We start from the raw sequence: 21,205 nt of genomic DNA, 5'->3' as shown, positions 1-21,205 counted from the left end.
GTCATCGGCGGTGCATGAATGTTATCCCGGCGCGACGCCATAAGCCCGCCGCCGGGAGACATCGATGCAAAAGCTTACCATCCGCCGCCCCGACGACTGGCATCTGCACCTTCGCGATGGTGCAATGATGGAGGGCGTGATCGGCGACAGCAGCCGCCACTTCGCCCGCGCCATCATCATGCCCAATCTGGTACCGCCGGTGGTGACCACTGCCGATGCGATAGCCTACCGCGAGCGGATCATGGCGGCCTTGCCCGAAGGCAACGGATTCCAGCCGCTGATGACGCTTTATCTCACCGAACACACCAGCCCCGACGATGTCGAGGAGGGCAAGAACAGCGGCATCATCACCGCCGTCAAACTTTACCCGGCAGGCGCCACGACAAACTCGCATGGTGGAGTGCGCGATTTCAACAAGGCGATGCCGGTGCTGGAGCGTATGGCGAAGATTGGCCTGCCGCTCTGCGTCCACGGAGAGGTAACGACTGCCGACGTCGATATCTTCGATCGTGAGGCGGTGTTCATCGAGACAGTTCTCGATCCGCTGCGCCAGCGCCTGCCCGAGCTGAAAGTGACGATGGAGCATGTCACCACCTCCGACGGGATCGACTATATCAAGTCGGCAACCACCAACCTGGCCGGGACGATCACCACCCACCACCTGATCATCAATCGCAATGCCATCCTCGTCGGCGGCATCCGGCCGCACTATTATTGCCTGCCGGTTGCCAAGCGGGAGAGCCATCGGCTGGCTTTGCGGGCGGCAGCAACAAGCGGCGACCATCGGTTTTTCCTTGGCACCGACTCTGCGCCCCATGTCGACCCGCTCAAGGAATGCGCCTGCGGCTGCGCCGGCATCTACACCTCGATCAACACGATGAGCTGCCTTGCGCATGTCTTCGAACAGGAAGGCGCACTCGACAAGCTCGAAGCCTTCGTGTCGCTGAACGGTCCGGCCTGGTATGGACTGCAACCGAATACCGAGACGATGACGCTGGTCCGCCGGATCGAATCGATCGCGTTTCCGGAGAAAATAGAAACGGGAGCCGGGCCGGTGACCGTTTTCGACCCGATGTTCCCGCTACACTGGGCCGTCGAACCGAGGCGGCTATGATGTCCAGTCATCGGACATGCTGTCATGCGACAAAACCAGGCTTTTTGCGCATTGTGGTAACCAATTGGATACCTATGCCAGAATAGTGTCGCGCTGATACCATGCATCGCGGAATGAACCGTAGAGAGACGGCATGATGCTCGACTATAATTCTCTGCTGATTGCGCTGGGTGCATCGACATTTTGCCTTGCGGTGACGTTGCTGGGTAGCTGGCTCAACCGCCGCCCCGAAACATTCCTGCTGACCTGCGCCATCGGGTTGCTGCTGGTCGTTGCCGCGATCTCCTGTTATAGCTTCTATATCGTCAAACCGATGAAGAGCCTTGCGGTCGTCTCCTTCACCATCGCTCTCTCCGGTTTCTCCGTCATCTGGGCGGCAGGTTACCAATTCAGGAAGGATCGCCTGTCTCGCGTCAGGATCGTCGCCGGTGCTGTCTTGGGCCTGGCCATAAGCGTGCCGCCGATGTTGCTCGGTTATGACGGGCTGGCCTTCATCGTCTACAATCTCGTCATCGCCGCGATGCTGTCAGCCACAGCTTATGAATATTGGCTGGGCCGCGCCGAGGCACCCGCCCCGATCTACGGTATCACGACCCTCTACCTTCTGACCGCGTTCACCTTCGTCCTCTGCTCTGCCGTCCTCATCTCCGACGGAAAGATGGTGATTGGCAAAGCGCCTCAAAACTGGGCGGAAAACCTCAGCATCGCGGTTGCCATCGCTGCTATGACGGGGATCGGCGCCCTGTCGCTGGCCCTGCATCAGTGGCGCCAGGCGACCCGGCACCGGTCGGATGCCATGACGGACCAGCTGACGGGTCTGATGAACCGCAGGGCGCTGTTCGATCGCTGCGGAAACCGGAGCTTTTCGACGGTGATGGCCGCTGTTATCTTCGACATCGATCGGTTCAAGGCGGTCAATGACGAATTTGGCCATGCGGCTGGAGATGCCGTTCTCAAGTTGTTCGCCGAAGAACTCGTCACCAATCTCAGGGCCTACGACGTGGTGGCCCGTCTCGGCGGCGAGGAATTCACGCTGGTGCTCGACAATGTCATGCCCGGCCGCGCCGAACAGATCGCCGACCGCATACGCGAGTGTTTTGCGGCACGCTCCTTTTCCTTCGAAGGCAAGACCGTCAAATGTACCGTCAGTGCCGGCATCGCCTTCGGTTCGAATGGGGGAGCCGATTTCGAAGGCGTCCTCCAGGCTGCCGACCGCGCGCTTTACGCTGCGAAACGCAACGGCCGAAACCGCGTGGAGACCGCAGAGTATCTGCATGTAGTTGCCAGCGACACGGAACCCCCGCCGGAAACAGAATCCGCTAGTGCCTGACCGCAGACTCCACCACAGGCTTGGCGGCATCCCAGTGAACGGCGTTACGTCCGCTGTTTTTGGCCGCATATAATTTGCGGTCGGCTGCCATCATCATGGTTTTCAGCGTCTCGGTGGTTGGATCGCCGCAATAGACACCGAAGCTAGCGGTAATCCGCCCGGCGGGTACAGGGCCGACCGCCCGGGTTGCCAGTTCCCGTCGCAAACGTTCTGCGATGGCAATCGCCTGCGCGGTGTCTGTGCGCGGCAAGAGGATGCAGAACTCTTCGCCGCCGATACGCGCTGCGATATCGTAAGGCCGCATGTTGTGCTGGATGATCGCGCCAGTCACGGTCAGCACCTGGTCGCCGACCTCATGACCATGCTCGTCATTGATGGTCTTGAAGTGATCGAGATCGAAGACAATGACGCAAACCGGCTCATTTTCGCGCTCCGCGCGCTGGAGTTCCGAAGTGCCGATATCGCGCAGCCAGCGGCGATTGCCGAGGCCGGTCAGCACGTCGGTCGTCGCCTGGCGGCGCAGCTGGGATAGCGTCGCATGCAGTTCTGCAATCAGGGTCGACACGGCGTTGACGACGACGCCGATCTCATCGTGGCGCTGGCTTCGGATCATCGATACCGCACCGGTTTCGCGGTAGGCCTGCACGGTTTTGGTCACAGTCTCCAGCGGGCGCAGCAATAGCCAGACGGAGAGAAAACAGAGCCCCGTGCCCAGCAACGTCGCCAGCAGTGCAGTGGCAAGGATCGGCATCGCTGCGGCTTCATAGCCCGTCAGCAGATAGGCAATCAGCGCCAGCAGCGGCAGATGCGTTGCCAGGAAGCAGATCGAGAAGATCTTCAGCGTGAGCGACGAACCAAATTTCTTCAGTGCCGCAGATCGTGGCAGGCGCATTCCGGTCTCCTTGCATGCCCCATTGGCGGGTGGAAACTAAGGGTAATTTAGAAACCTGAATCCTAAACAAATACCAAGAATTTTAATGAATTTTCCGACCGCAAATCACAATGGCAGGGAAACGACTGGGATATATATTTTATTAGATATTACTTAATAATAAACTTCGCTGTGGATGAGAATAAGCAGTGGATATGGCGCTTCATCACGGCTTGACCATGTCTGAGACTCCCCTGATGGCCTCTTTTTTAACAGGCGTCCCGCGTAATTTAAGCCCCTAAATGTGGTCGCCTTCTGGAAACCGCCGCGCCTTGCTGCTATGCCGCAGGCAAAGTTTTAAAGCCTGAGGAGAGCCGCATCATGCAGACGACATTTCCCGACCGCTCCGTGATGGCGGAACTTCTGGCAAAGATGCTCTGGGAAATCAAGGCGGTGCATTTCAACGCTGAGACGCCCTACAAATTTGCCTCGGGCATGGCCAGCCCCGTCTATATCGATTGCCGCAAACTGCTTTCCTATCCGCGCGTCCGCTCGACGGTCATGGACTTTGCGGCCAGTGTGCTGCTACGCGATGCCGGCTTCGAGCAGTTCGACTGCATTGCCGGCGGCGAGACGGCCGGGATCCCATTTGCAGCGCTGCTCGCCGACCGCCTCGGCCTGCCGATGATCTATGTCCGCAAGAAGCCCAAGGGCCATGGCCGCAACGCCCAGATAGAGGGCGACATGCCGGCCGGCGCGCGCGTGCTGGTCATCGAGGACCTGACGACGGCCGGCGGCAGCATGTTCACGTTCATCGACGCGATCCGCGCTGCCGGCGGCATCGTCGACCACGCGATTGCTCTTTTTTACTACGGCATTTTTGACGAAGGGGCGTTGCGGTTTGCCGACGGCAAGGTGCGCTTCCATCATATCGCCACATGGCGCAACGTGCTTGCCGTCGCCAAGGCGCAGAAGCTTTTTGACGACAAGACGCTGTCCGCCGTCGAGGCGTTTCTCGATGCACCGCTCGCCTGGTCGGGTGCGCACGGCGGCATCACTCAGCTTTCGGCGCCGTGACGCTTTGCATTTCTTCGAAATCGCTCTAACCGTTTTTGACAGTTTAAAAGATAGAGACACGCTCTCTGGGAGGCCGGAATGATATTGTGCTGCGGCGAAGCTTTGATCGACATGCTGCCCCGAGAAACGACGCTGGGTGAAAAGGCCTTTGCGCCCTATGCCGGCGGTGCGATCTTCAACACCGCTATCGCGCTCGGTCGCCTCGGCGTCGAGACTGCCTTCTTCACCGGCCTTGCCGACGATATGCTGGGCGAAATCCTGATCGAGACGCTGAAGGCGAGCAACGTCGATTCCAGCCCCTGCGCCATCGTATCGCGGCCTAGCACCATCGCCTTCGTGAAGCTGGTCAACGGCCAGGCGACCTATGCCTTCTACGACGAAGGCACCGCCGGCCGGATGATCACGGAAGCCGATCTGCCGGACCTCGGCGACAGCTGCGAGGCGCTGCATTTCGGCGCCATCAGCCTCATCCCCAGCCCCTGCGGCGAGACCTACGAGGCATTGATGGCGCGCGAGCAGGCCCGGCGCGTCATCTCGCTCGATCCGAACATCCGACCGGGCTTCATCAAGGACAAGCCGGCCCATATGGCGCGCATCAAGCGCATGGCGGCGATGTCGGACATCCTCAAATTCTCGGACGAAGATCTGGAATGGTTCGGCATGTCCGGCGACCATGACCAACTCGCCTCCCATTGGCTGGACCACGGGGCCAAGCTGGTTGTCATCACGAAGGGTGCCGAGGGCGCTACGGGATACACCAAGTCGCAGAAGGTTTCCGTGCCGAGCGAACGCGTCACGGTGGTCGACACAGTTGGCGCCGGCGACACCTTCGATGCCGGCATTCTCGCCTCGCTGAAGATGAACAATCTGCTGACGAAGGCGCAGGTTGCCTCGCTCGACGAGAAGGCATTGCGCGATGCGCTGGCGCTCGGCGCCAAGGCCGCCGCGATCACCGTATCGCGCGCTGGCGCCAATCCACCGTGGGCACGGGAAATCGGGCTTTAGAAGGCTAGATACCCTCATCCGCCCCTAGGGCACCTTCTCCCCGAGGGGAGAAGGGGAAGGTTATTTACCTGCGCCGATCTCGCCGGCGGAGGGGCCCCAGACATCCGTCAGCGCGAAGCCGGCTGCGAGGGGATCGAAGGGGTCCAGCGACACCTGCGACAGACCGAAGGTGAAGCCGCGGCCGGTGATCGTCGGAATGATGGCGGGCTTGCCGGCTACTTCTGTGAGGGCGGAGAGACCGACCTCGAATTCCGAACCGATGATGGAGCGCGACTTGAAGACGTCGCCGACCTTCGCCTTGCCGCGCGCGTACAGCGTCGCGAGATTGGCGGAGTTGCCGGTGCCGCAGGGCGAGCGGTCGACCCGGCCGGGCCACATCGTTGTGCAAGTGCGAATGGCACCGTCGGCATCGATATCGCGGAACATCACGTAGGCGACGCCCGAGATCGCCGGGATTTCCGGATGAACCACAGACATCGTCCGGTTGATGCGCTCACGCAGGACCATGCCGGCTTTCACCAGGTCCGCCGCCCTCGATGCCTCGATGGTGAGGCCTACCTGTCCGACATCGACCAGCGCGTAGAAAATGCCGCCATAGCAGATGTCCAGGCTGATCGCGCCCCATTCCGGCGTGTCTAGCACCACGTCGAGCTCGTGGACGAAAGACGGCACCATGGTCAGCCGCACTTTCTCGCAGCGGCCATCGCGGCAGGTGGCAACTGCCCGCACCAGGCCTGCGGCGGTGTCGAGCGTGACTGTGGTTTCCGGCTCCTGCATCTCGACGATACCGGATTCCAGCAGCGCAGTGGTGACGCAGATCGAGTTCGAGCCAGAGCTCGCATGGGCCTGGTCGGGCTGCAGGATGATGAAGCCGGCATCTGCATCCGGGTGCTTGGCCGGCAGCAGCAGGTTGACGGAGCCGATCGGCGCGCCCCGCGGTTCGAGCACCAGGAAGCGCCGGAGTTCCTCACCTTTCGGGTCCGTATTCATCCAGTGCAATTGCTCGGCTATGGTATCGCCGGGGATCTTCGGCACGCCGCCGATCGCGACCCTGCCGATCTCACCCTCGCAATGAACATCCAGCAGCTGGATCGTCCGCTTCCATCTCATATCATCTTCTCCAATCAGACGTGCCGGGTAACGCCGCCGTCGACGCGGATATTCTGGCCGGTGATGTAGCCGGCGCCATCGGACAGCAGGAAGGCTGCGGTCTTGGCGACCTCCTGCATCTGGCCGATGCGCTTCATCGGGATCTTTTCGGCCGTCTCAGGCTTGTGGGCGAGGCTATCGATATAGCCCGGCAACAGGCAATTCATGCGGATATTGTCGGCGGCGTAGCGATCGGCATAGAGCTTCGTGAAGGCACCGGCTGCGGCGCGGTAGGCGCAGGAGACCGGGAATACCAGCGATGGCTCATAGGCCGCAAAGGTGGTGATGTTGACGAAGGCACCCTTGCCCTGGCGCAGCATGACCGGGGTGACCAACCGCGCCATGCGCACGACGCTGAGCACCATCATGTCGGAGCCGAGTGTCCAGTTTTCGTCGGAGATGTCGAGCAGATCGCCCTTCGGCGGATGGCCGGTATGGTTGACCACCGCATCGATGCGGCCATAGGTCTTCATGGTCAGGTCGAAGATAGCCTGGATGTCTTCCGCCTTTTCCGCCACGCCGCGTGAGGCGACGCCGCCGAGTTCGGCAGCCAGCTTCTCGCAGCTTTCGGAGGGCGACATCAGCGCGACGCGATAGCCGGTGGCAACCAGTTCACGGGCGATGGCCTCGCCCATGCCCCGGCCACCGCCGGTAATGAGAGCGACTGGCTTTTCGGTGTCGGACATCGGCTTCCTCCTAGTATCGGTTGATGCGGAACGGCGTCATATCGATTGACGGCGTCATGCCACCGATCATATCCGCCATCAGGCGAGCTGTCGTGGCGGAATATGTAAGACCGAGATGACCGTGGCCGGTCGCATACCAGACGCCCGGCAGCCGGGAAGACGCGGAGATGATGGGGATGGTATCCGGCAACGAGGGACGATGGCCCATCCAGTCGGTGGCCTCCTCTACCTCAAGGCCAGGCAGCGCCCTCTGCGCATGACGGACGAGGACGCGGGGACGGCGATAATCCGGCGGCGCATCGAGGCCTGCAAGCTCGACATTACCGCCGACGCGGATGCCGCCGGCAGTCGGGGTCACCATGAAGGCGCGGGCCGGCCAGATGATCGAGTGGCGCATGAAAATGCCGGGGGCCATGATCTGCGTGTGATAGCCCCGCTCGGTCTCGAGCGGGATAGGCTCGCCCAAAGCCTTGGCGATCACTCGCGTGGGCACGCCGGCAGCAACCACCGCATCGTCGGCATCGAGCCTGCGGCCATTGGCGAGCATGACCGTGACGCCGCCGCCCGCCCGGCGCTCGATCATGGTGGCTTCGCCAGAGACGAAGCCTGTACCGGCGGCTTTCGCAGCATCGACCAGCTTCAGAACCAGATGATAGGGATTGCGGATGGACTTGTTGTTCGGCAGCAGCACCGCCTTCGCAATGTGAGGAGAGAGGGCCGGTTCGAGAGCGCGGAGGTCGGCACCGCTGACGACCGAATGCTCGAAACCATAGCGTTGCATCATCTCCAGATGGCCGCGATCGCCCGCAAATTCAGCCTCGGTTTCGTAGATGGCGAGGCATCCGTCCTCAGTCATCAACTCGGGTGCGCCGATGGCATCCAGCATGGCGCGAAAATCGGCAAGTGCGGGACCCGACAGGGCCATGCCGGCATCTTCGATCTGGCGTAGACGCGATGGACGGCCGGCGGCGAGGAAACGCAGGAACCACGGCAATATCTTCGGTGCATAAGAAGGCCTTAGCCAGACTGGCCCTTCCGGATCGAGCAGCCAGCCCGGCATCTTGCGCCATGTCGAGGGGCCGGAGCCGGCGGCAAAATCAAGCGCGATGCTGGCCATGTTGCCAAACGACGTGCCCTTCCCAGGCTCGCCCTTGTCGACAAGCGTCACCTGGTGGCCGCGCTTCTGCAACTCGAAAGCGATCGCGGTGCCGACAATGCCGGCGCCGATGACTATGGTGGTCTTGCTTGTGTCTTCCGTCATGGGCGTGCGTATCCCAACAAGGCTGCGCTGCGCAGCAAATCAGTCGCAGAGATATATCAGGCGCTGCCCTGGCGCCTATAGATTTTTGAAAGACTGGACCTCACCATCCCCGACGTCCGATGGAGCGAATGCCGATAGAAACGATGGCTTTGTCGGGGAACGGTGAAACCAAATTGGCGGTCGCGACGTACGTGGCTTTGTATCAACCGACCAGAGGTCAAAGATGAAGCCGTTGCTCCCTGCACTCCTTGCGCTCGCAGCGCTCCTTCCAGTCACCGCCCGGGCCGAAGCGATGACGGACAACGATATCCGCAGCGATATCATTGGCCGCACGATCTATCTCGCAGCCCCGCTCGGTGGCGAGATGCCGCTTACCTACCATAAGTCCGGAACCGTGGACGGCAACGGACAGGCGGTCGGGCTTGGCAAGTTCATCAAGCCGAACGATGTCGGCAAATGGTGGATCAAATCTGACCGGCTCTGCCAGCAGTTCAAGACTTGGTACGACGGTGCACCGATGTGCTTCGTGCTCGAGCGGGACGGCGCCGGCAAGGTCAAATGGACGCGCGACAACGGCCAGACAGGCGTTGCGCGTATCGGAGACTGATATTGGCTGAACCAAAAACTTAAAGAGCCCGACGCGGGAGGAGGATGCGTCGGGCTCTTAATAGAGATCGGCAACTGGGAGGAGGAGTGCTGCCGATCGAAGAAGGAAGCGCTGGGAGGAGGAGTGCGCTGCCTTCGAAACAATAGATACAGTCACCGCCCGGTTTTTGAAATGGCTGACATTGCATTGCAGCAATGCGCGTCGCGCATGAGTAAGTTAGCCTTATTGAGTTAGCGCCTGCATAAAAGCATGCCTCTGCGACAATTCGCCTAATTAGAAGCCGTGAAAGCAGGTATTTGGGATATTGACTTGGCGGCGAGCAAATGCCCGCGCAATTTGATGTCGATGTGTTCTTTTAAATCAGGCCGAAAGTGACGGCGATGCCGTCGTCACTTTCGGCCTATCGTGTGGCTCAGGCAGTCTTGAAAACCTTCTTGCCTTCCGCATCGAGTGCCTTGAACTCATCCTCGGACAGAGTGAAATTCACCGCGGCCACGTTCTCTTCGAGATGCTTGACCTTTGACGTGCCTGGGATCGGCAGCATTACGGGGCTACGCTTCAACACCCAGTCAAGCGCGATCTGGCTTGGGGCAGCGTTGTGGCGCTTGGCGATGGTATCCAGCAGCGAACCGGGCTTGGCGAGATCGCCGGCGGCCAGCGGGTACCACGGAATGAAGCCGATTCCGTGCTTCTCGCAGTAATCGAGCACGTCTTCGCTGGTGCGGTCGACGAGGTTATAGCGGTTCTGCACCGTCGACACCTTGAAGACCTTCGAGGCGGCTTCGATCTCTGCCACGGACACCTCGCTCAGGCCGGCGTGGCGGATGATCTTGTCGTCCAGCAACGACTTGATAGCATCGAACTGTTCCTTCGCCGGAACCTTGGGATCGATGCGGTGCAATTGCCAGAGGTCGATCTGTTCGACGCCGAGATTGCGCAGGCTCTTGTGGGCCTGCTGGATGAGATATTCCGGGCGACCGACGGGTATCCAGACTTCAGGACCGGTTCGCGTCAGACCGCCCTTGGTGGCGATCACCATCTTTCCGTAGGGGTGCAATGCCTCCTTGATCAGCTGCTCTGAGACATCAGGGCCGTAGGAATCGGCGGTGTCGATGAAGTTGACGCCGAGCTCGGGCAGTCGCTTGAGGGTGCGGATGCTTTCCTCGCGATCGGCGGGGTCTCCCCATATGCCCTTGCCTGTGATGCGCATGGCGCCGAAACCAAGACGGTTGACGGTGAGATCGCCGCCAATCTTGAAGGTCCCGGATTTGGATGCATTCAACTCGGTCATGATCGTCTCTTTCTCAATCTATCTTTCGGAAATTCTTCGAGGCCGGAGGCGTTTCCTGCGCAAGGCCAATCACTGCCCGGCGTAGAGGGAGATGGGCAAGCGGGACCGAAGATACAACAAGCGACGCCGAAACGGATGGTTCGGGCCGTCCGTGATCGTCGCCCCTGACCTCTCCTTGGATTCAGTACCGTCGCCCCTTGTCGGACCGGCAGCGACCGTGTGAATTTGGCCGAGCGCTTCCATGCCAAGCCGCTGGTCTTCTGCGGAAAAAAGGCTTCAAATGGTGTGAACGGCGGCATCAATGCCTATCTGTGATTCGATAGACCGGGGAAACGCGCCGACGAGGCAGTTTCTGCCGGGCTAAATTCTTTACGAGACGGAGAAATCCATGAGTGGTGATCCCTACCAGCTTCTCGGCGTCAAGCGGGACGCAGCGCAGAAGGACATCCAGAGCGCCTACCGCAAGCTCGCCAAGAAGCTTCATCCGGACCTCAATCCGGGCAACAAGCAGGCAGAAGAAAAATTCAAGGAGGTTTCGGCCGCCTATGCGATCCTCGGCGACGAGGAACAGCGGGCGCGCTTCGATCGCGGAGAAATAGATGCCGGCGGCGGCGAAAAAGCCCAGCAGCGTCAATATTACCGCGACTATGCCTCGAACGAGGGACGCGGCGGGCCTTACCAGAACAGCGGCGGTTTCGCCGACTTTGGCGGTGCCGACGATATCTTCTCCAGTTTCTTTTCGCGCCGTGGGCAGGGAGCCCAGCAAATGAAGGGCCAGGATAGACGCTTTTCGATGGAGGTCGACTTTCTCGACGCCGTCAACGGCACCAAGACTCAGGTCAAATTGCCGAACGGCCCCTCGCTTGACGTGCAGATCCCGCCGGGCACCGCCGATGGCCAGACGCTGCGATTGCGCGGCAAGGGCGATCCGGGCGTGAACGGTGCGCCGGCCGGCGACGCCATGATCGACATCAAGGTCCGGCCGCATAAATTTTATGTGCGGGACGGAGACGACATCCGCTTCGACATGCCGATCAGCCTGCGTGAGGCGGTGCTGGGCGGCAAGGTACGCGTACCGACGCCATCGGGCGCCGTCGCCATCACGCTCGCCCCGAACTCGAATACGGGCAAAGTGATGCGCCTGAAAGGAAAAGGCGTTCCCAAGCGTGGCGGCGAACATGGCGACGCCTATGTCACATTGAAGATCGTGCTGCCCGAGACACCGGATGCCGAACTTACGGCCTTCGTGAATGACTGGGCAGCCGGGGAGAAACACGAACCCAGAGCCAGCATGGGAGGCTGAACCATGGACGATCGTGAATTCCGCCAGTCGTTGCGTATCGAAGTCTCGGTTCTTGAAGTGTGGATCGAGCAGGGGTGGTTGGTGCCCGATGCCACCGAACGGGGAAGAGCCTTCCGCGACGCCGATGTCGCGCGCGGCAGGCTGATACTCGACCTGATCGAGACGATGGGCCTCAACGAGGCCGGTGTCGATGTGGTGATGGAACTCGTCGACCAGGTACATGGCCTGCGCGGCACGCTTCGCGACCTGGTCGACGGCATCAAGGCGCAAGGCGACGAGGTGCAGCAGCGCCTCATCGCCGAGATCGAGCAGAAGAGAGATTTTCACAACAGCTGAGTTGAGGCCCAAAACCGGTGCCGGTTGACGGGCAAGCTCCGGGCAAGCCCTTTCGCCTAGCCTTGGGACAGTCGCGCTGCCGGCGCTGCGACGGTCATCCGGGGGTGCCACACAGTGGCTCTTTCGCAACGACCTCCTTGCAAGCGGTAGCGTTCACACGCCAGGCCGAGCACGCAAACGGTCGGGCTGGCATCGCCCAGGAAGGCCCCGTCAAATGGTTACCGCCCTCTCCTCCACGCGACTGATCGCCGCCCAACTGGCCCTCAAGGTTTTGACCTCCGGAGATACCAGCAGCGACAGCAGCGGCACGTCCGACAGTTCGCTGCTCGACGGATCGAGCGTCGGAAAAAATGTCTCGAGCTTGCCGTCATCGGCTCAGGCATCGCTTGCCAGCATGCTCAACAGCCTGTCGAACAGCCAGTCCGACGAAACTGCGACGACATCCTCGACAGACAACTCGAACACGGCGAGCACCGACATCACCACGACCTCGTTCATGGCACTGCTGAAGCAGAACCTGACGGCGACCGCAGCCGGCACCAGCGACGGCGCAAAACAGGCAAAGGCGATGCTGGATGCGCTCAGCGCCGGCACCCTCAGCGTTTCCGATCCGACACACGGAGTATCGATCGCTGCCTGGGATCCAACATCGAAAACCAGCAATAGCTCTGACACGACCGGGACAGCCAATAGCGCCAAAGCCATCCCGACCAGCGACTGGAACGACTATCTTAAGGCGCATCTGCAGCGCAACGGCGACGGCACGCTCAGCCGCGCCGCCGACAACAGCTTCATTGACAAAACCACCGGCAACGCCGCCTATTTCGGCCAGGTCGGCACGCAGTTTTACTATCTGAGCTGGCCAGGCGCCAACAGCACTTCCAGCCTAAGCACTCCCGCGACAGACGCTGCTACCGCCTGACGGCCGCTCTTTCCGGCCGCCCGCCTGACGCAGACCCGGCGGGACATCAAATTCCAGGGCGTCGCTTGCTTGGTAAAATTGCTGGCAGCAATATTTCGAGCCGACAACACGTCCGCCTTCGAAATGTCCTAATGAAGGATGAACGCTGATCCTGGGCTTATGGGACCGTTAATCAATTTTTGGCGAACACACCGGCTTCATCGTTATGATCGGGAACCTGCGTGCGGCTCATCCGTTAGCAGTCGCGATATTCATTAAGGACTACCCGGCGTTTGGCGCCGATACGACGATAAACAGGAGAGAAAAATGAAAAAGACAATTGCAATGGCGCTCGCCGCCGCATCGCTGACCTTCGCCGTGGCTCCAGCTGCGTCTGCTGCCGACATGGTCACCAACTATGAAGACCAGGACAACAGCAATGGCGTCAAGATCGGCTACCTGACCTGCGATATCGCTGGCGGCGTCGGCTACGTTTTAGGTTCGGCCAAGAGCGTCGATTGCACCTACACATCTGCGAACGGCAGCGGCCGCGTCGATCACTACACCGGCGCCATCCGCAAGTTCGGTGTCGACCTCGGCTTCACCACACGCAGCCGTCTTGTCTGGGCTGTTTTTGCACCGACCGCAGGCTATCACCACGGCGCACTTGCCGGCCTCTACCAGGGTGCCACTGCTGAAGCAACGGTCGGTGCTGGCGTCGGCGCCAACGTGCTGTTCGGCGGTACGACAGGGGCAATTCACCTGCAGACAATCAGCGTGACCGGCCAGCTTGGCCTCAACATCGCTGCCACCGGCACATCGATGACGCTCGCTTCCGCCAGCTAATTCCTCAATGCCGAAAAACGCCCGTGCTGCAGTCGCAGCACGGGCGTTTTTTTATGGTCGCCGTAGCAATCGTTAGCGCTACCGACGTGTCCAGGTCTCCATGTTGACCTTTTTAGCGCCACCAAGGTCCAGACGCCCTGTCAGGTTCCATCGGGCTGCTCGAAATACCTGGCGATGCCGAAGTTGTTCTTCGATGCATATCCGACCGAAATTGCCGTGTCGTCCGACGATGCCGGCCCCATCTCAAACCGGGCGCCGGTAAACTTCGCGCCGATCCCGGCGCCGACGAATTTCTCACCGGCGATGGTGCATTGAACATCATAGGTACTGCCGGTGCGGCTGACCTTTACGGTCCCGGAGTAAGCGCTCCCATCGCAGCTGCCCGTCACGTCGAACGTTTCCGAGGGATCGGCGAGCGCGAGTGCAGGCATCGCAAGAAACTTTCAGCAAGTCATCAGCTTACGAAAAATATTCTCGTCCTCCGGGATCAAGTGCATTACAGCCCTGAAAGTAGCTCAACCGGAGCTAGCTTTCACGATGGTTCGGAAGATAGAGGCAATTCATTTTCGGTTGTGTCGCCTGCGTAGAGGTGCAAGGGACAACGGAGCTTCACGAGCCTGGCGATCAAATATTGATCTTACGTTGCTTCTGTCACGACACTTGCATACACAAAAATTAGGAAAAAATGGCGCACCCGGAGCGATTCGAACGCCCGACCCCCAGATTCGTAGTCTGGTGCTCTATCCAGCTGAGCTACGGGTGCGGAAGCAAGTGGCTGAGCCGCTTGCGTGGCGATCCTCTAAAACGTCCGCAGAGTGAAAGCAAGCGGATTTCTCGAAAATCTGCTGTTTTTCGGTTGGCGACTGTGGAAAGCGCCGGACCTCTTCAGGTTTCGGTGGCGCTGCGGCCGCGATAGGCGTCGAGCGAGATCGGACGGTCCGGGATCTCGATGCGGAATTGGGTCCCGGCGGACGGCTTTTCGACAAGCGCGATGGTGCCGCCATGGGCAAGCACCAGTTCGCGGGCGATGGTCAGGCCGAGGCCGGTGCCACCGGAGCGGGCCGAGCCACGGAACGCCGTGAACAGGTTTTCCCGCGCCTTCGGAGCCATGCCCGGACCGGTGTCGTCGATGGTGATGCCGACGACGCTGCCGATCCTGTGGGCCGCGACAGTGATACGGCGAACGCTCTGCGGCTGCTGCTCGCCATAGGCGATGAGTGCCTGGTGGGCATTGCGGCAGAGATTGTGGATAACGCGGAAGAGTTGCTCGCTGTCGGCATCCACCTCCAGCTCGTGGGACACCACCTCGACGAATTCAATGCCGCTTTCGGGATCGATCGCCATGATGTCCCTTACCTCGGCCGTGAGGTCGTGGAGCTTCAGGCGACGGCGGCGGGGCGCCGATTCGGATGCCTGGCCATAAGACAGCACCTCGTTGGTATAGCCGACGGCGCGGTCGATCGTGCGCAGCAGCTTCGGCGCGAACCGCTTGACCATGGGATCGTCGATATCAGCAAGCCGGTCGGACATGAGCTGGGCGGAGGCGAGGATATTGCGCATGTCGTGGTTGATCTTGGAGACAGCAAGGCCGAGAGCCGCAAGGTTCTTCTGCTGCTTCAGGGTCTTCTGCAGCTGCGCCTGCATCGTTGCCAGATGGCGGCCGGCAACGGCGAGTTCGTCGCGCCCGTCGTCCGGCACCAGAACCCGCGCCGGATCTTCAGGATCGTCGGAGTAGGACTGCATGCTGTCAGTCAGCTTGCGGATCGGCTTGATCATGATCCGGTTGATGGCAAAGAAGATCAGGGTTGCGGTGAAAAAAGAAAGCAGCAGCGAAATCAACAGGACGTTTGTCGAATAACGCAGCATGGCCTTGCGGAGGCTGGCGTCCTTGAGCACGACCTCGACGCCCATTTTCGTTTCCCCGACCGGGCCGTAGACGCGCATGATCTGCTCGCCGCCGAACAGCAGCGTATTCAGCGCATCGTGGACAGCCGTCGGCAGCGAGACGTCGGTCAGGTCGAACTGGTCGTCGACCGATGTCGGCATATCGGCGGTGGCAAGCAATCGCGAGGTGCCGTCCTTGCGCAAGATGATGGCCCGGGTGCCGGTCGCCATCAGGGTTTCCTTCTGCAGCGAACGCGGCAGCTCGACCGGCTGCAGGCCGTCGATGACTATGGCAGCCGCCGCAGCCGTGCTCAGGCGGTCCTGCAGCCAGCGCAGCCGCATGTAGGCGACGGAAGGCACGAAGATCAGAATTTCCGCGACCATGACGAAAACGACTGTCAGCGATAGAAGCTTGCCGGACAGGCCGCCGAAAAGTCCGGTCGGCCTCGACGCACACATCCTGGTACCCATGCCGGCTTTGGTACCCAGCGGAAATTTCATTTCCGGCCATCCCATTCAGCGGCAATGCAGATTGCCTTGGTCAATTAGATCCTACGATAAGAGTTTTTGCCGGTGTCTTCAATGCGCCATCGTAGTGCCGCCCTTATGATGCTGGCGAACCTACGAAAAAAGGCGCGGCACGGGGTGCCACGCCTGGAAGGTCAAAGCCTGCGTGCGATCAGAATTCTTCCCATTCCTGAGAAGCGGGCTGGGCCGCCGCACCGCCGCGTCCTCCGGACATGATGCGGGAACCTGATACAGCCATCTGGCGAGGCGGCGAGGCTGCCGGGCGGCGCGTGTCCCGACGCGCAACGGCCGGAGCAATATTGCGAGCGCCGGTGACCTTGAAGCCAGCAACGAGCCGCACGAGGCTATCGGCTTCGGCGGTGAGCTTGTGAGTGGCCGCCGACGTCTCCTCGACCATGGCGGCATTCTGCTGCGTCACCTGGTCCATCTGGTTGACGGCAGTGTTGACCTCGGCAAGACCGGTTGCCTGTTCGCGCGCCGAGGTGGCGATCGAATGGATATGGTCGTTGATTGCAAGCACGCGGGTTTCGATATCACCGAGCGCCTCACCGGTCTCCTGAACCAATTTGACGCCAGCCTGGACCTCGCTGCCCGATTTGGTGATCAGCCCCTTGATATCCTTGGCTGCCTTTGCAGAGCGCTGGGCCAGTTCGCGCACTTCCTGGGCGACGACGGCAAAGCCTTTGCCAGCCTCGCCTGCCCGAGCAGCTTCCACCCCTGCATTGAGCGCCAGCAGGTTGGTCTGGAAGGCAATCTCATCGATGACATTGATGATCTGGCTGATTTCGCGCGATGCCTGCTCGATGCGGCCCATCGCATCGACTGCATTGCGCACGACAATGCCGGACCTGGCGGTGTTGTCCTTGGCTTCGGTAGCCATGACGCTGGCCTCCTGGGCGCGGGTGGTCGAGTTCTGCACCACGGCAGTGATCTCGTCGAGCGCAGCCGAAGTTTCCTCGAGGGCTGCGGCCTGTTGCTCGGTGCGCTTGGCAAGATCGTCGCCGGCAACGCGCAGTTCGTTGGCATTGCCATGGATCGAACCCGTCGTGTCGCGAACCTCGCGCATGGTGTCCTGCAGTGTCGACAGGGTCGCGTTGACGTTTTGCTGCAGTTCGGCAAATGCACCCTGATAGGTACCGCGCATGGTCTGCGTCAGGTCGCCGGCAGCGAGTTCGGCGATGACGCGTCGGGTCTCCGTGATCCCGGCATCGACGCTGGCGACAAGCTCGTTGACATTGCCGGCGAAGCGATCGAGATTTTCGTCGTTGTAGGTCTTTTCGATCCGGCGGCTGAAATCCCCGGCAGCAGCCGAGGCCACCACATGCGACATGCCCGACTGCAGATCGTCGCTCTTGGCGCGCAGCACTGCCTCGTCGGAATGCATACGCTGGACCGCAAGGCCGCTCTGCTTGAACACCTCCACGGCGGCTGCCATGTCGCCGATCTCATCGCCGCGACCGACATAGGGAACGTCGACGTTGAAATCGCCACCTGCAACCTGCTTGATGGTATCGGTGACCTTGTTGATCGGGCGGGTCAGATGGTTTGTGCCGATATAGAGCCCAAAGCCGATGCCGCTTACGATACCAAGGCCGGTGGCTGCGAGCACCACCCAGAAAATCATGTCGCCGAACGAATCGATGTCCGCACGGACAGCCGTCAGTTCCTGCGTGTCGGCCTTCACGACGGCGTCGATGTCGGCCTGAAAGGCCTTGCGATTGGCGCGATTGTCTTCGTTATTGCCTTGCTTGTTGGCTGCAGGCGGCCCCTCCGTTAAAAGCAACCGAACGGTCTCGGTGCGGAACCCATTGAACTCCTTGGACTTGTCGAGCAGCTTGGCGAAATCGGCCTTCTGGCCTTCGGGCACCAGCGGCGCCCACTTGGCGATGATCTTGTCGATTTCGACGAGATCGGCAGTCAGTCCGTCGGCAAAGCCCTTGGCGGATTTGATATCGGGGGCGCCGTAGATGCCGCGACTTTCCATGACGACCGCGGTGACATAACGGTTGAGGCGTTCACCGAGATAAGCGCGGGTGGATGCGCGTTCATATATCTGCAATTGGCTGTCATACTGGTTTATGGCAAACAGCGCGGTCGCGCCTATAAGCATTGCTGCGCCTGCCATGACAGCAACGAGCAAATTGATCTTGCCACGGATTTTCAACTAAATACCCCCCCAAATATATGGGCTTCAAAAACAGGAGAGCCCATTCATTTTGTATTATCGAGGCCAATCGTTAAGGTTGCCTTTCCTATATTGAAATATAAAATAGGGGATAAACTCTCTTCTATTGGCGTCAATTGGTAAGTGAAGGCATTATACATCAGCTTCACGCCGAACTGATTATGTCAGCTCTTCGCGTGTGCAGCATTGGCGGAAAATCCGGGGCGCCTCCAAAGTATGGAGTGCGCGCGAAATCGACACTGGCGGCATGCGTTGCTGCAACTTGCGAATCCCGAGCCCGATAATTGACTTTTCCGGCCTTCATCCCTATAAGCCGCCGCACGTCCGGTTTCGGAGCCTGCCTAGCGGGCTACTTCCGTGCGTCCAACAACGCTCCTTGCACTATGCAAACCCAAGAAGGGCCGCACTCCGCGGTGTTAAAATAAATGAAGCGTACCTACCAACCATCGAAGCTCGTTCGCGCTCGTCGCCACGGTTTTCGTGCTCGTATGGCAACAAAGGGCGGCCGTAAGGTCATCATCGCCCGGCGTGGCCGCGGTCGCAAGCGTCTTTCGGCTTAATCGCCGAATAGGCCCTGTCGCGATGGCGGGCGAATGACGAATAAACGACCCAATACCAAAACTGTCGGGCGGCTGAAAAGCCGGCCGCAGTTTCTTGCCGTGCGCGTGGGAGAGAAACGGCGAGGCAATTTCTTTCTGGTCGAGGCGCTCGATCGCGCCTTGCCCGATGAGCCGCCACGCGTCGGTTTCACCGTCACCAAAAAACATGGCAATGCCGTCGAACGCAACCGCATGCGCCGCCGCCTGAAAGAAGCGGTACGGCTGAAGGCCGGGTTTGCAATGCAGCCGGGACACGACTATGTGGTTGTCGCGCGCCGCGATGTATTGACTGCGCCCTTCGAAGCGCTGGCCCGGGAGTTGTCAGCCCGCTTTGAAGCCATGCCGAAACACCGCCGGTCGCAACCGGACCGCTCCAGGAAAGAATGATGGAAAAGAACCGCAATTACTTCATCGCGATCGCCCTGTCGGTGGTGATCGTCCTCGGGTGGCAGTTCTTCTATATGAACCCGCGCATCGAAGCGCAGCGCAAGGCCGATGCGGCCCTGAAGGCGCAGCAGCAGACGACGCAGCAGGTTCAGCCGAACGGCACCACAGCCGCACCGACCCCCGGCACCAACACCACCGCTGGCGCCCCCGTTTCCGGCCAGGCCGCCGTCGGCACCATGACGCTGCAGCAGGCGCTGGGTAAAACACCGCGTGTCGCCATCGAGACCACATCGCTGCTCGGCTCGATCAATCTGGCCGGCGGTCGCCTGGATGACCTTCGTCTAAAGTCGTACCATGAGACGGTCGACAACATGAGCCCGATCATCACGCTGTTCAGCCCGGCCGAAACAAAGGACGGCTACTTCGCCGAACTCGGCTACATCGGTGACGACAAGACCGGCGCCGTTCCCGGCCCTTCGACCGTCTGGACGGCCCCCGAGGGTGCAAAGCTCACCGACAAGACCCCGGTGACTCTCACCTACACCAATGACAAGGGCCTGACTTTCGCGCGGACGATCTCCGTCGACGACCACTACATGTTCACGGTTGCCGACAAGATCACCAATGCCAGCCAGGAGCCGGTTTCGGTCGCCAGCTACGGTCGCGTCATCCGCTACAGCCTGCCTACAACGCCGTCTGCCTACGTGCTGCACGAAGGCTTCATCGGCGTCATCGGCGACGACGGCCTGCTGGAAACCAAGTACACGGCTGTCGACAAGGAACCGACGACCCCGGCAAAGGCAACAACCGGCTGGCTCGGCTTTACCGACAAGTACTGGGCAGCCACCATCGTGCCGCCGCAGACGACCCCTTACGATGCCCGCTTCTCGCATTTTACCGATGGCCAGCCGCGCTACCAGGCTGACTACAAGCAGGACGCCATCAGCATCGCTGCCGGACAGTCCGTCGACCTCAAGAACCTCGTCTTTGCCGGCGCCAAGGAAGTTCCGGTCATCGACCGCTACGAGGAGAGCTATTCGATCCCGCGCTTCGACCGCCTGATCGACTGGGGCTGGTTCTACTTCCTGACCAAGCCAATGTTCAAGCTGATGGACTTCTTCTTCCGCTACTTCGGCAACTTCGGCGTCGCCATCCTCTGCACGACCATCGTCGTAAAGCTCCTGTTCTTCCCGCTGGCCAGCAAGCAATATGCGTCGATGGCCAACATGAAGAAGATGCAGCCCCGCATGGCTGAACTGAAGGAGAAATTCGGCGACGACAAGATGGGCCTGCAGCAGGCCACGATGAAGCTCTACAAGGAAGAGAAGATCAACCCGGTCGCCGGCTGCTGGCCGATTGCCCTGCAGATTCCGATCTTCTTCTCGCTCTACAAGGTCATCTACATCACCATCGAGATGCGGCATGCGCCGTTCTTCGGCTGGATCCGCGACCTTTCGGCACCCGATCCGACGTCTATCGTCAACCTGTTCGGCCTGCTGCCGTTCGAGGCCCCGACCATCTTGCATCTCGGCGTCTGGCCGATGATCATGGGCGTCACCATGTTCCTGCAGATGCGCATGAACCCGACGCCGCCCGATCCGACGCAGGCGATGATCTTCAACTGGATGCCGCTGGTATTCATGTTCATGCTGTCGAGCTTCCCGGCCGGCCTGGTGATCTACTGGGCCTGGAACAACACCCTGTCGGTCATCCAGCAGGCGATCATCATGCGCCGCCATGGCGCCAAGGTGGAACTGTTCGACAATATGCGCGGATTGTTCAAGCGGAAGAAACCGGCGGAAACCAAATAGCCTTGAAAAACCCCGGCTCTGTCCGGGGTTTTCT

The 21,205-nt window shown here is 60.4% G+C and carries 20 protein-coding genes and 1 tRNA gene; 12 read left to right on the top strand and 9 right to left on the bottom strand.

Annotation, left to right across the window (positions count from 1 at the left end; genetic code table 11):
- Nucleotides 1-64 precede the first annotated feature (64 nt).
- Both pyrC and PR017_RS00475 read left to right on the top strand, forming a co-directional pair.
- Nucleotides 65-1,114: a dihydroorotase gene (pyrC, locus tag PR017_RS00480; protein ID WP_111216557.1), complete on the top strand. Its 1,050-nt coding sequence runs from the start codon at nt 65-67 to the stop codon at nt 1,112-1,114.
- Nucleotides 1,115-1,247: 133 nt separating this feature from the next.
- The gene (locus PR017_RS00475) at nt 1,248-2,444 is read left to right on the top strand and encodes a GGDEF domain-containing protein (RefSeq protein WP_111216556.1); all 1,197 of its coding nucleotides are present in this window, start codon (nt 1,248-1,250) and stop codon (nt 2,442-2,444) included.
- Here the strand turns inward: PR017_RS00475 and PR017_RS00470 are convergent.
- Entirely contained in the window at nt 2,434-3,336 is a 903-nt protein-coding gene (locus tag PR017_RS00470; RefSeq protein ID WP_111216554.1) for a GGDEF domain-containing protein, read from the bottom strand. The genes PR017_RS00475 and PR017_RS00470 overlap by 11 nt on opposite strands.
- Nucleotides 3,337-3,693: 357 nt before the next feature.
- Here PR017_RS00470 and PR017_RS00465 point away from each other — a divergent pair, with 357 nt between their 5' ends.
- Together PR017_RS00465 and PR017_RS00460 are read left to right on the top strand one after the other, a co-directional pair.
- Nucleotides 3,694-4,392, top strand: a complete 699-nt coding sequence (locus PR017_RS00465) for an orotate phosphoribosyltransferase (RefSeq protein WP_111216552.1) — start codon at nt 3,694-3,696, stop codon at nt 4,390-4,392.
- A gap of 78 nt (nt 4,393-4,470) precedes the next feature.
- On the top strand, nt 4,471-5,397 hold the full coding sequence (locus PR017_RS00460; RefSeq protein WP_111216550.1) for a carbohydrate kinase family protein: 927 nt from the start codon (nt 4,471-4,473) through the stop codon (nt 5,395-5,397).
- Nucleotides 5,398-5,457: 60 nt separating this feature from the next.
- Here PR017_RS00460 and PR017_RS00455 read toward each other — a convergent pair whose 3' ends face one another.
- The 3 genes from PR017_RS00455 to PR017_RS00445 are packed head-to-tail and all read right to left on the bottom strand — an operon-like array spanning nt 5,458 to nt 8,493.
- Complete coding sequence (locus PR017_RS00455) at nt 5,458-6,507, bottom strand: 4-hydroxyproline epimerase (RefSeq protein ID WP_111216548.1); 1,050 nt, start codon at nt 6,505-6,507, stop codon at nt 5,458-5,460.
- 14 nt (nt 6,508-6,521) lie between these two features.
- Entirely contained in the window at nt 6,522-7,232 is a 711-nt protein-coding gene (locus tag PR017_RS00450; protein WP_111216547.1) for an SDR family oxidoreductase, read from the bottom strand.
- Between the two features lie 10 nt (nt 7,233-7,242).
- Nucleotides 7,243-8,493, bottom strand: a complete 1,251-nt coding sequence (locus PR017_RS00445) for an NAD(P)/FAD-dependent oxidoreductase (RefSeq protein ID WP_111216545.1) — start codon at nt 8,491-8,493, stop codon at nt 7,243-7,245.
- A 223-nt stretch (nt 8,494-8,716) separates the two neighbouring features.
- On the opposite strand from PR017_RS00445, the gene PR017_RS00440 reads away from it, so the two are divergent.
- A complete protein-coding gene (locus PR017_RS00440) occupies nt 8,717-9,100 on the top strand; it encodes a hypothetical protein (protein WP_111216544.1) in 384 nt (127 codons plus the stop codon).
- Between the two features lie 412 nt (nt 9,101-9,512).
- Here the strand turns inward: PR017_RS00440 and PR017_RS00435 are convergent, their stop codons facing one another.
- The gene (locus tag PR017_RS00435) at nt 9,513-10,391 is read right to left on the bottom strand and encodes an aldo/keto reductase (protein ID WP_111216542.1); all 879 of its coding nucleotides are present in this window, start codon (nt 10,389-10,391) and stop codon (nt 9,513-9,515) included.
- 388 nt (nt 10,392-10,779) lie between these two features.
- Here PR017_RS00435 and PR017_RS00430 point away from each other — a divergent pair, with 388 nt between their 5' ends.
- The 4 genes from PR017_RS00430 to PR017_RS00415 all read left to right on the top strand — a co-directional run bounded on the left by PR017_RS00430 (nt 10,780) and on the right by PR017_RS00415 (nt 13,777).
- The gene (locus PR017_RS00430) at nt 10,780-11,694 is read left to right on the top strand and encodes a DnaJ C-terminal domain-containing protein (protein ID WP_111216540.1); all 915 of its coding nucleotides are present in this window, start codon (nt 10,780-10,782) and stop codon (nt 11,692-11,694) included.
- A gap of 3 nt (nt 11,695-11,697) precedes the next feature.
- Entirely contained in the window at nt 11,698-12,030 is a 333-nt protein-coding gene (locus PR017_RS00425; protein ID WP_111216538.1) for a chaperone modulator CbpM, read from the top strand.
- A gap of 214 nt (nt 12,031-12,244) precedes the next feature.
- Nucleotides 12,245-12,952, top strand: coding sequence for a hypothetical protein (locus PR017_RS00420; protein ID WP_111216536.1), 708 nt, complete (start codon nt 12,245-12,247; stop codon nt 12,950-12,952).
- A gap of 306 nt (nt 12,953-13,258) precedes the next feature.
- A complete protein-coding gene (locus tag PR017_RS00415; RefSeq protein ID WP_111216535.1) occupies nt 13,259-13,777 on the top strand; it encodes a DUF992 domain-containing protein in 519 nt (172 codons plus the stop codon).
- A 140-nt stretch (nt 13,778-13,917) separates the two neighbouring features.
- On the opposite strand, the gene PR017_RS00410 is transcribed toward PR017_RS00415, so the two are convergent.
- The 4 genes from PR017_RS00410 to PR017_RS00395 all read right to left on the bottom strand — a co-directional run bounded on the left by PR017_RS00410 (nt 13,918) and on the right by PR017_RS00395 (nt 18,353).
- Nucleotides 13,918-14,208 carry a hypothetical protein gene (locus tag PR017_RS00410; RefSeq protein ID WP_111216534.1) on the bottom strand — a complete coding sequence of 97 codons (291 nt, stop codon included), beginning with the start codon at nt 14,206-14,208 and terminating at the stop codon, nt 13,918-13,920.
- 255 nt (nt 14,209-14,463) lie between these two features.
- Nucleotides 14,464-14,540 (bottom strand) — tRNA-Arg (locus PR017_RS00405).
- 122 nt (nt 14,541-14,662) lie between these two features.
- Nucleotides 14,663-16,132, bottom strand: coding sequence for a sensor histidine kinase (locus PR017_RS00400; protein ID WP_240538848.1), 1,470 nt, complete (start codon nt 16,130-16,132; stop codon nt 14,663-14,665).
- 208 nt (nt 16,133-16,340) lie between these two features.
- The gene (locus PR017_RS00395) at nt 16,341-18,353 is read right to left on the bottom strand and encodes a methyl-accepting chemotaxis protein (protein ID WP_111216530.1); all 2,013 of its coding nucleotides are present in this window, start codon (nt 18,351-18,353) and stop codon (nt 16,341-16,343) included.
- 446 nt (nt 18,354-18,799) lie between these two features.
- On the opposite strand from PR017_RS00395, the gene rpmH reads away from it, so the two are divergent.
- Genes rpmH through yidC form a run of 3 tightly spaced genes read left to right on the top strand, consistent with a single transcriptional unit; the run spans nt 18,800 to nt 21,171 of the window.
- Nucleotides 18,800-18,934: a 50S ribosomal protein L34 gene (gene rpmH, locus PR017_RS00390; RefSeq protein ID WP_111216528.1), complete on the top strand. Its 135-nt coding sequence runs from the start codon at nt 18,800-18,802 to the stop codon at nt 18,932-18,934.
- A 33-nt stretch (nt 18,935-18,967) separates the two neighbouring features.
- Entirely contained in the window at nt 18,968-19,360 is a 393-nt protein-coding gene (gene rnpA, locus PR017_RS00385) for a ribonuclease P protein component (protein WP_111216526.1), read from the top strand.
- Entirely contained in the window at nt 19,360-21,171 is a 1,812-nt protein-coding gene (gene yidC / locus PR017_RS00380) for a membrane protein insertase YidC (RefSeq protein ID WP_111216524.1), read from the top strand. Before rnpA ends, yidC begins: the two co-directional genes overlap by 1 nt.
- Nucleotides 21,172-21,205 lie beyond the last annotated feature (34 nt).

Origin of the sequence: Rhizobium tumorigenes (genome assembly GCF_003240565.2) — a bacterium.
In the GTDB taxonomy this organism is placed as follows: domain Bacteria; phylum Pseudomonadota; class Alphaproteobacteria; order Rhizobiales; family Rhizobiaceae; genus Rhizobium; species Rhizobium tumorigenes.
Note: the sequence above shows the minus strand (reverse complement) of the source record. Positions and strands in the feature narration are given on the sequence as shown.

Coding starts and splice junctions, on each gene's coding strand:
- PR017_RS00400 (WP_240538848.1), bottom strand. CDS start 16,132: ATGGGTACCAGGATGTGTGCGTCGAGGCCGACCGGACTTTTCGGCGGC.
- PR017_RS00425 (WP_111216538.1), top strand. CDS start 11,698: ATGGACGATCGTGAATTCCGCCAGTCGTTGCGTATCGAAGTCTCGGTT.
- PR017_RS00445 (WP_111216545.1), bottom strand. CDS start 8,493: ATGACGGAAGACACAAGCAAGACCACCATAGTCATCGGCGCCGGCATT.
- PR017_RS00470 (WP_111216554.1), bottom strand. CDS start 3,336: ATGCGCCTGCCACGATCTGCGGCACTGAAGAAATTTGGTTCGTCGCTC.
- yidC (WP_111216524.1), top strand. CDS start 19,360: ATGGAAAAGAACCGCAATTACTTCATCGCGATCGCCCTGTCGGTGGTG.
- PR017_RS00450 (WP_111216547.1), bottom strand. CDS start 7,232: ATGTCCGACACCGAAAAGCCAGTCGCTCTCATTACCGGCGGTGGCCGG.
- PR017_RS00430 (WP_111216540.1), top strand. CDS start 10,780: ATGAGTGGTGATCCCTACCAGCTTCTCGGCGTCAAGCGGGACGCAGCG.
- rnpA (WP_111216526.1), top strand. CDS start 18,968: ATGACGAATAAACGACCCAATACCAAAACTGTCGGGCGGCTGAAAAGC.
- PR017_RS00455 (WP_111216548.1), bottom strand. CDS start 6,507: ATGAGATGGAAGCGGACGATCCAGCTGCTGGATGTTCATTGCGAGGGT.
- PR017_RS00435 (WP_111216542.1), bottom strand. CDS start 10,391: ATGACCGAGTTGAATGCATCCAAATCCGGGACCTTCAAGATTGGCGGC.
- PR017_RS00410 (WP_111216534.1), bottom strand. CDS start 14,208: ATGCCTGCACTCGCGCTCGCCGATCCCTCGGAAACGTTCGACGTGACG.
- PR017_RS00475 (WP_111216556.1), top strand. CDS start 1,248: ATGATGCTCGACTATAATTCTCTGCTGATTGCGCTGGGTGCATCGACA.
- PR017_RS00440 (WP_111216544.1), top strand. CDS start 8,717: ATGAAGCCGTTGCTCCCTGCACTCCTTGCGCTCGCAGCGCTCCTTCCA.
- PR017_RS00415 (WP_111216535.1), top strand. CDS start 13,259: ATGAAAAAGACAATTGCAATGGCGCTCGCCGCCGCATCGCTGACCTTC.
- rpmH (WP_111216528.1), top strand. CDS start 18,800: ATGAAGCGTACCTACCAACCATCGAAGCTCGTTCGCGCTCGTCGCCAC.
- pyrC (WP_111216557.1), top strand. CDS start 65: ATGCAAAAGCTTACCATCCGCCGCCCCGACGACTGGCATCTGCACCTT.
- PR017_RS00460 (WP_111216550.1), top strand. CDS start 4,471: ATGATATTGTGCTGCGGCGAAGCTTTGATCGACATGCTGCCCCGAGAA.
- PR017_RS00420 (WP_111216536.1), top strand. CDS start 12,245: ATGGTTACCGCCCTCTCCTCCACGCGACTGATCGCCGCCCAACTGGCC.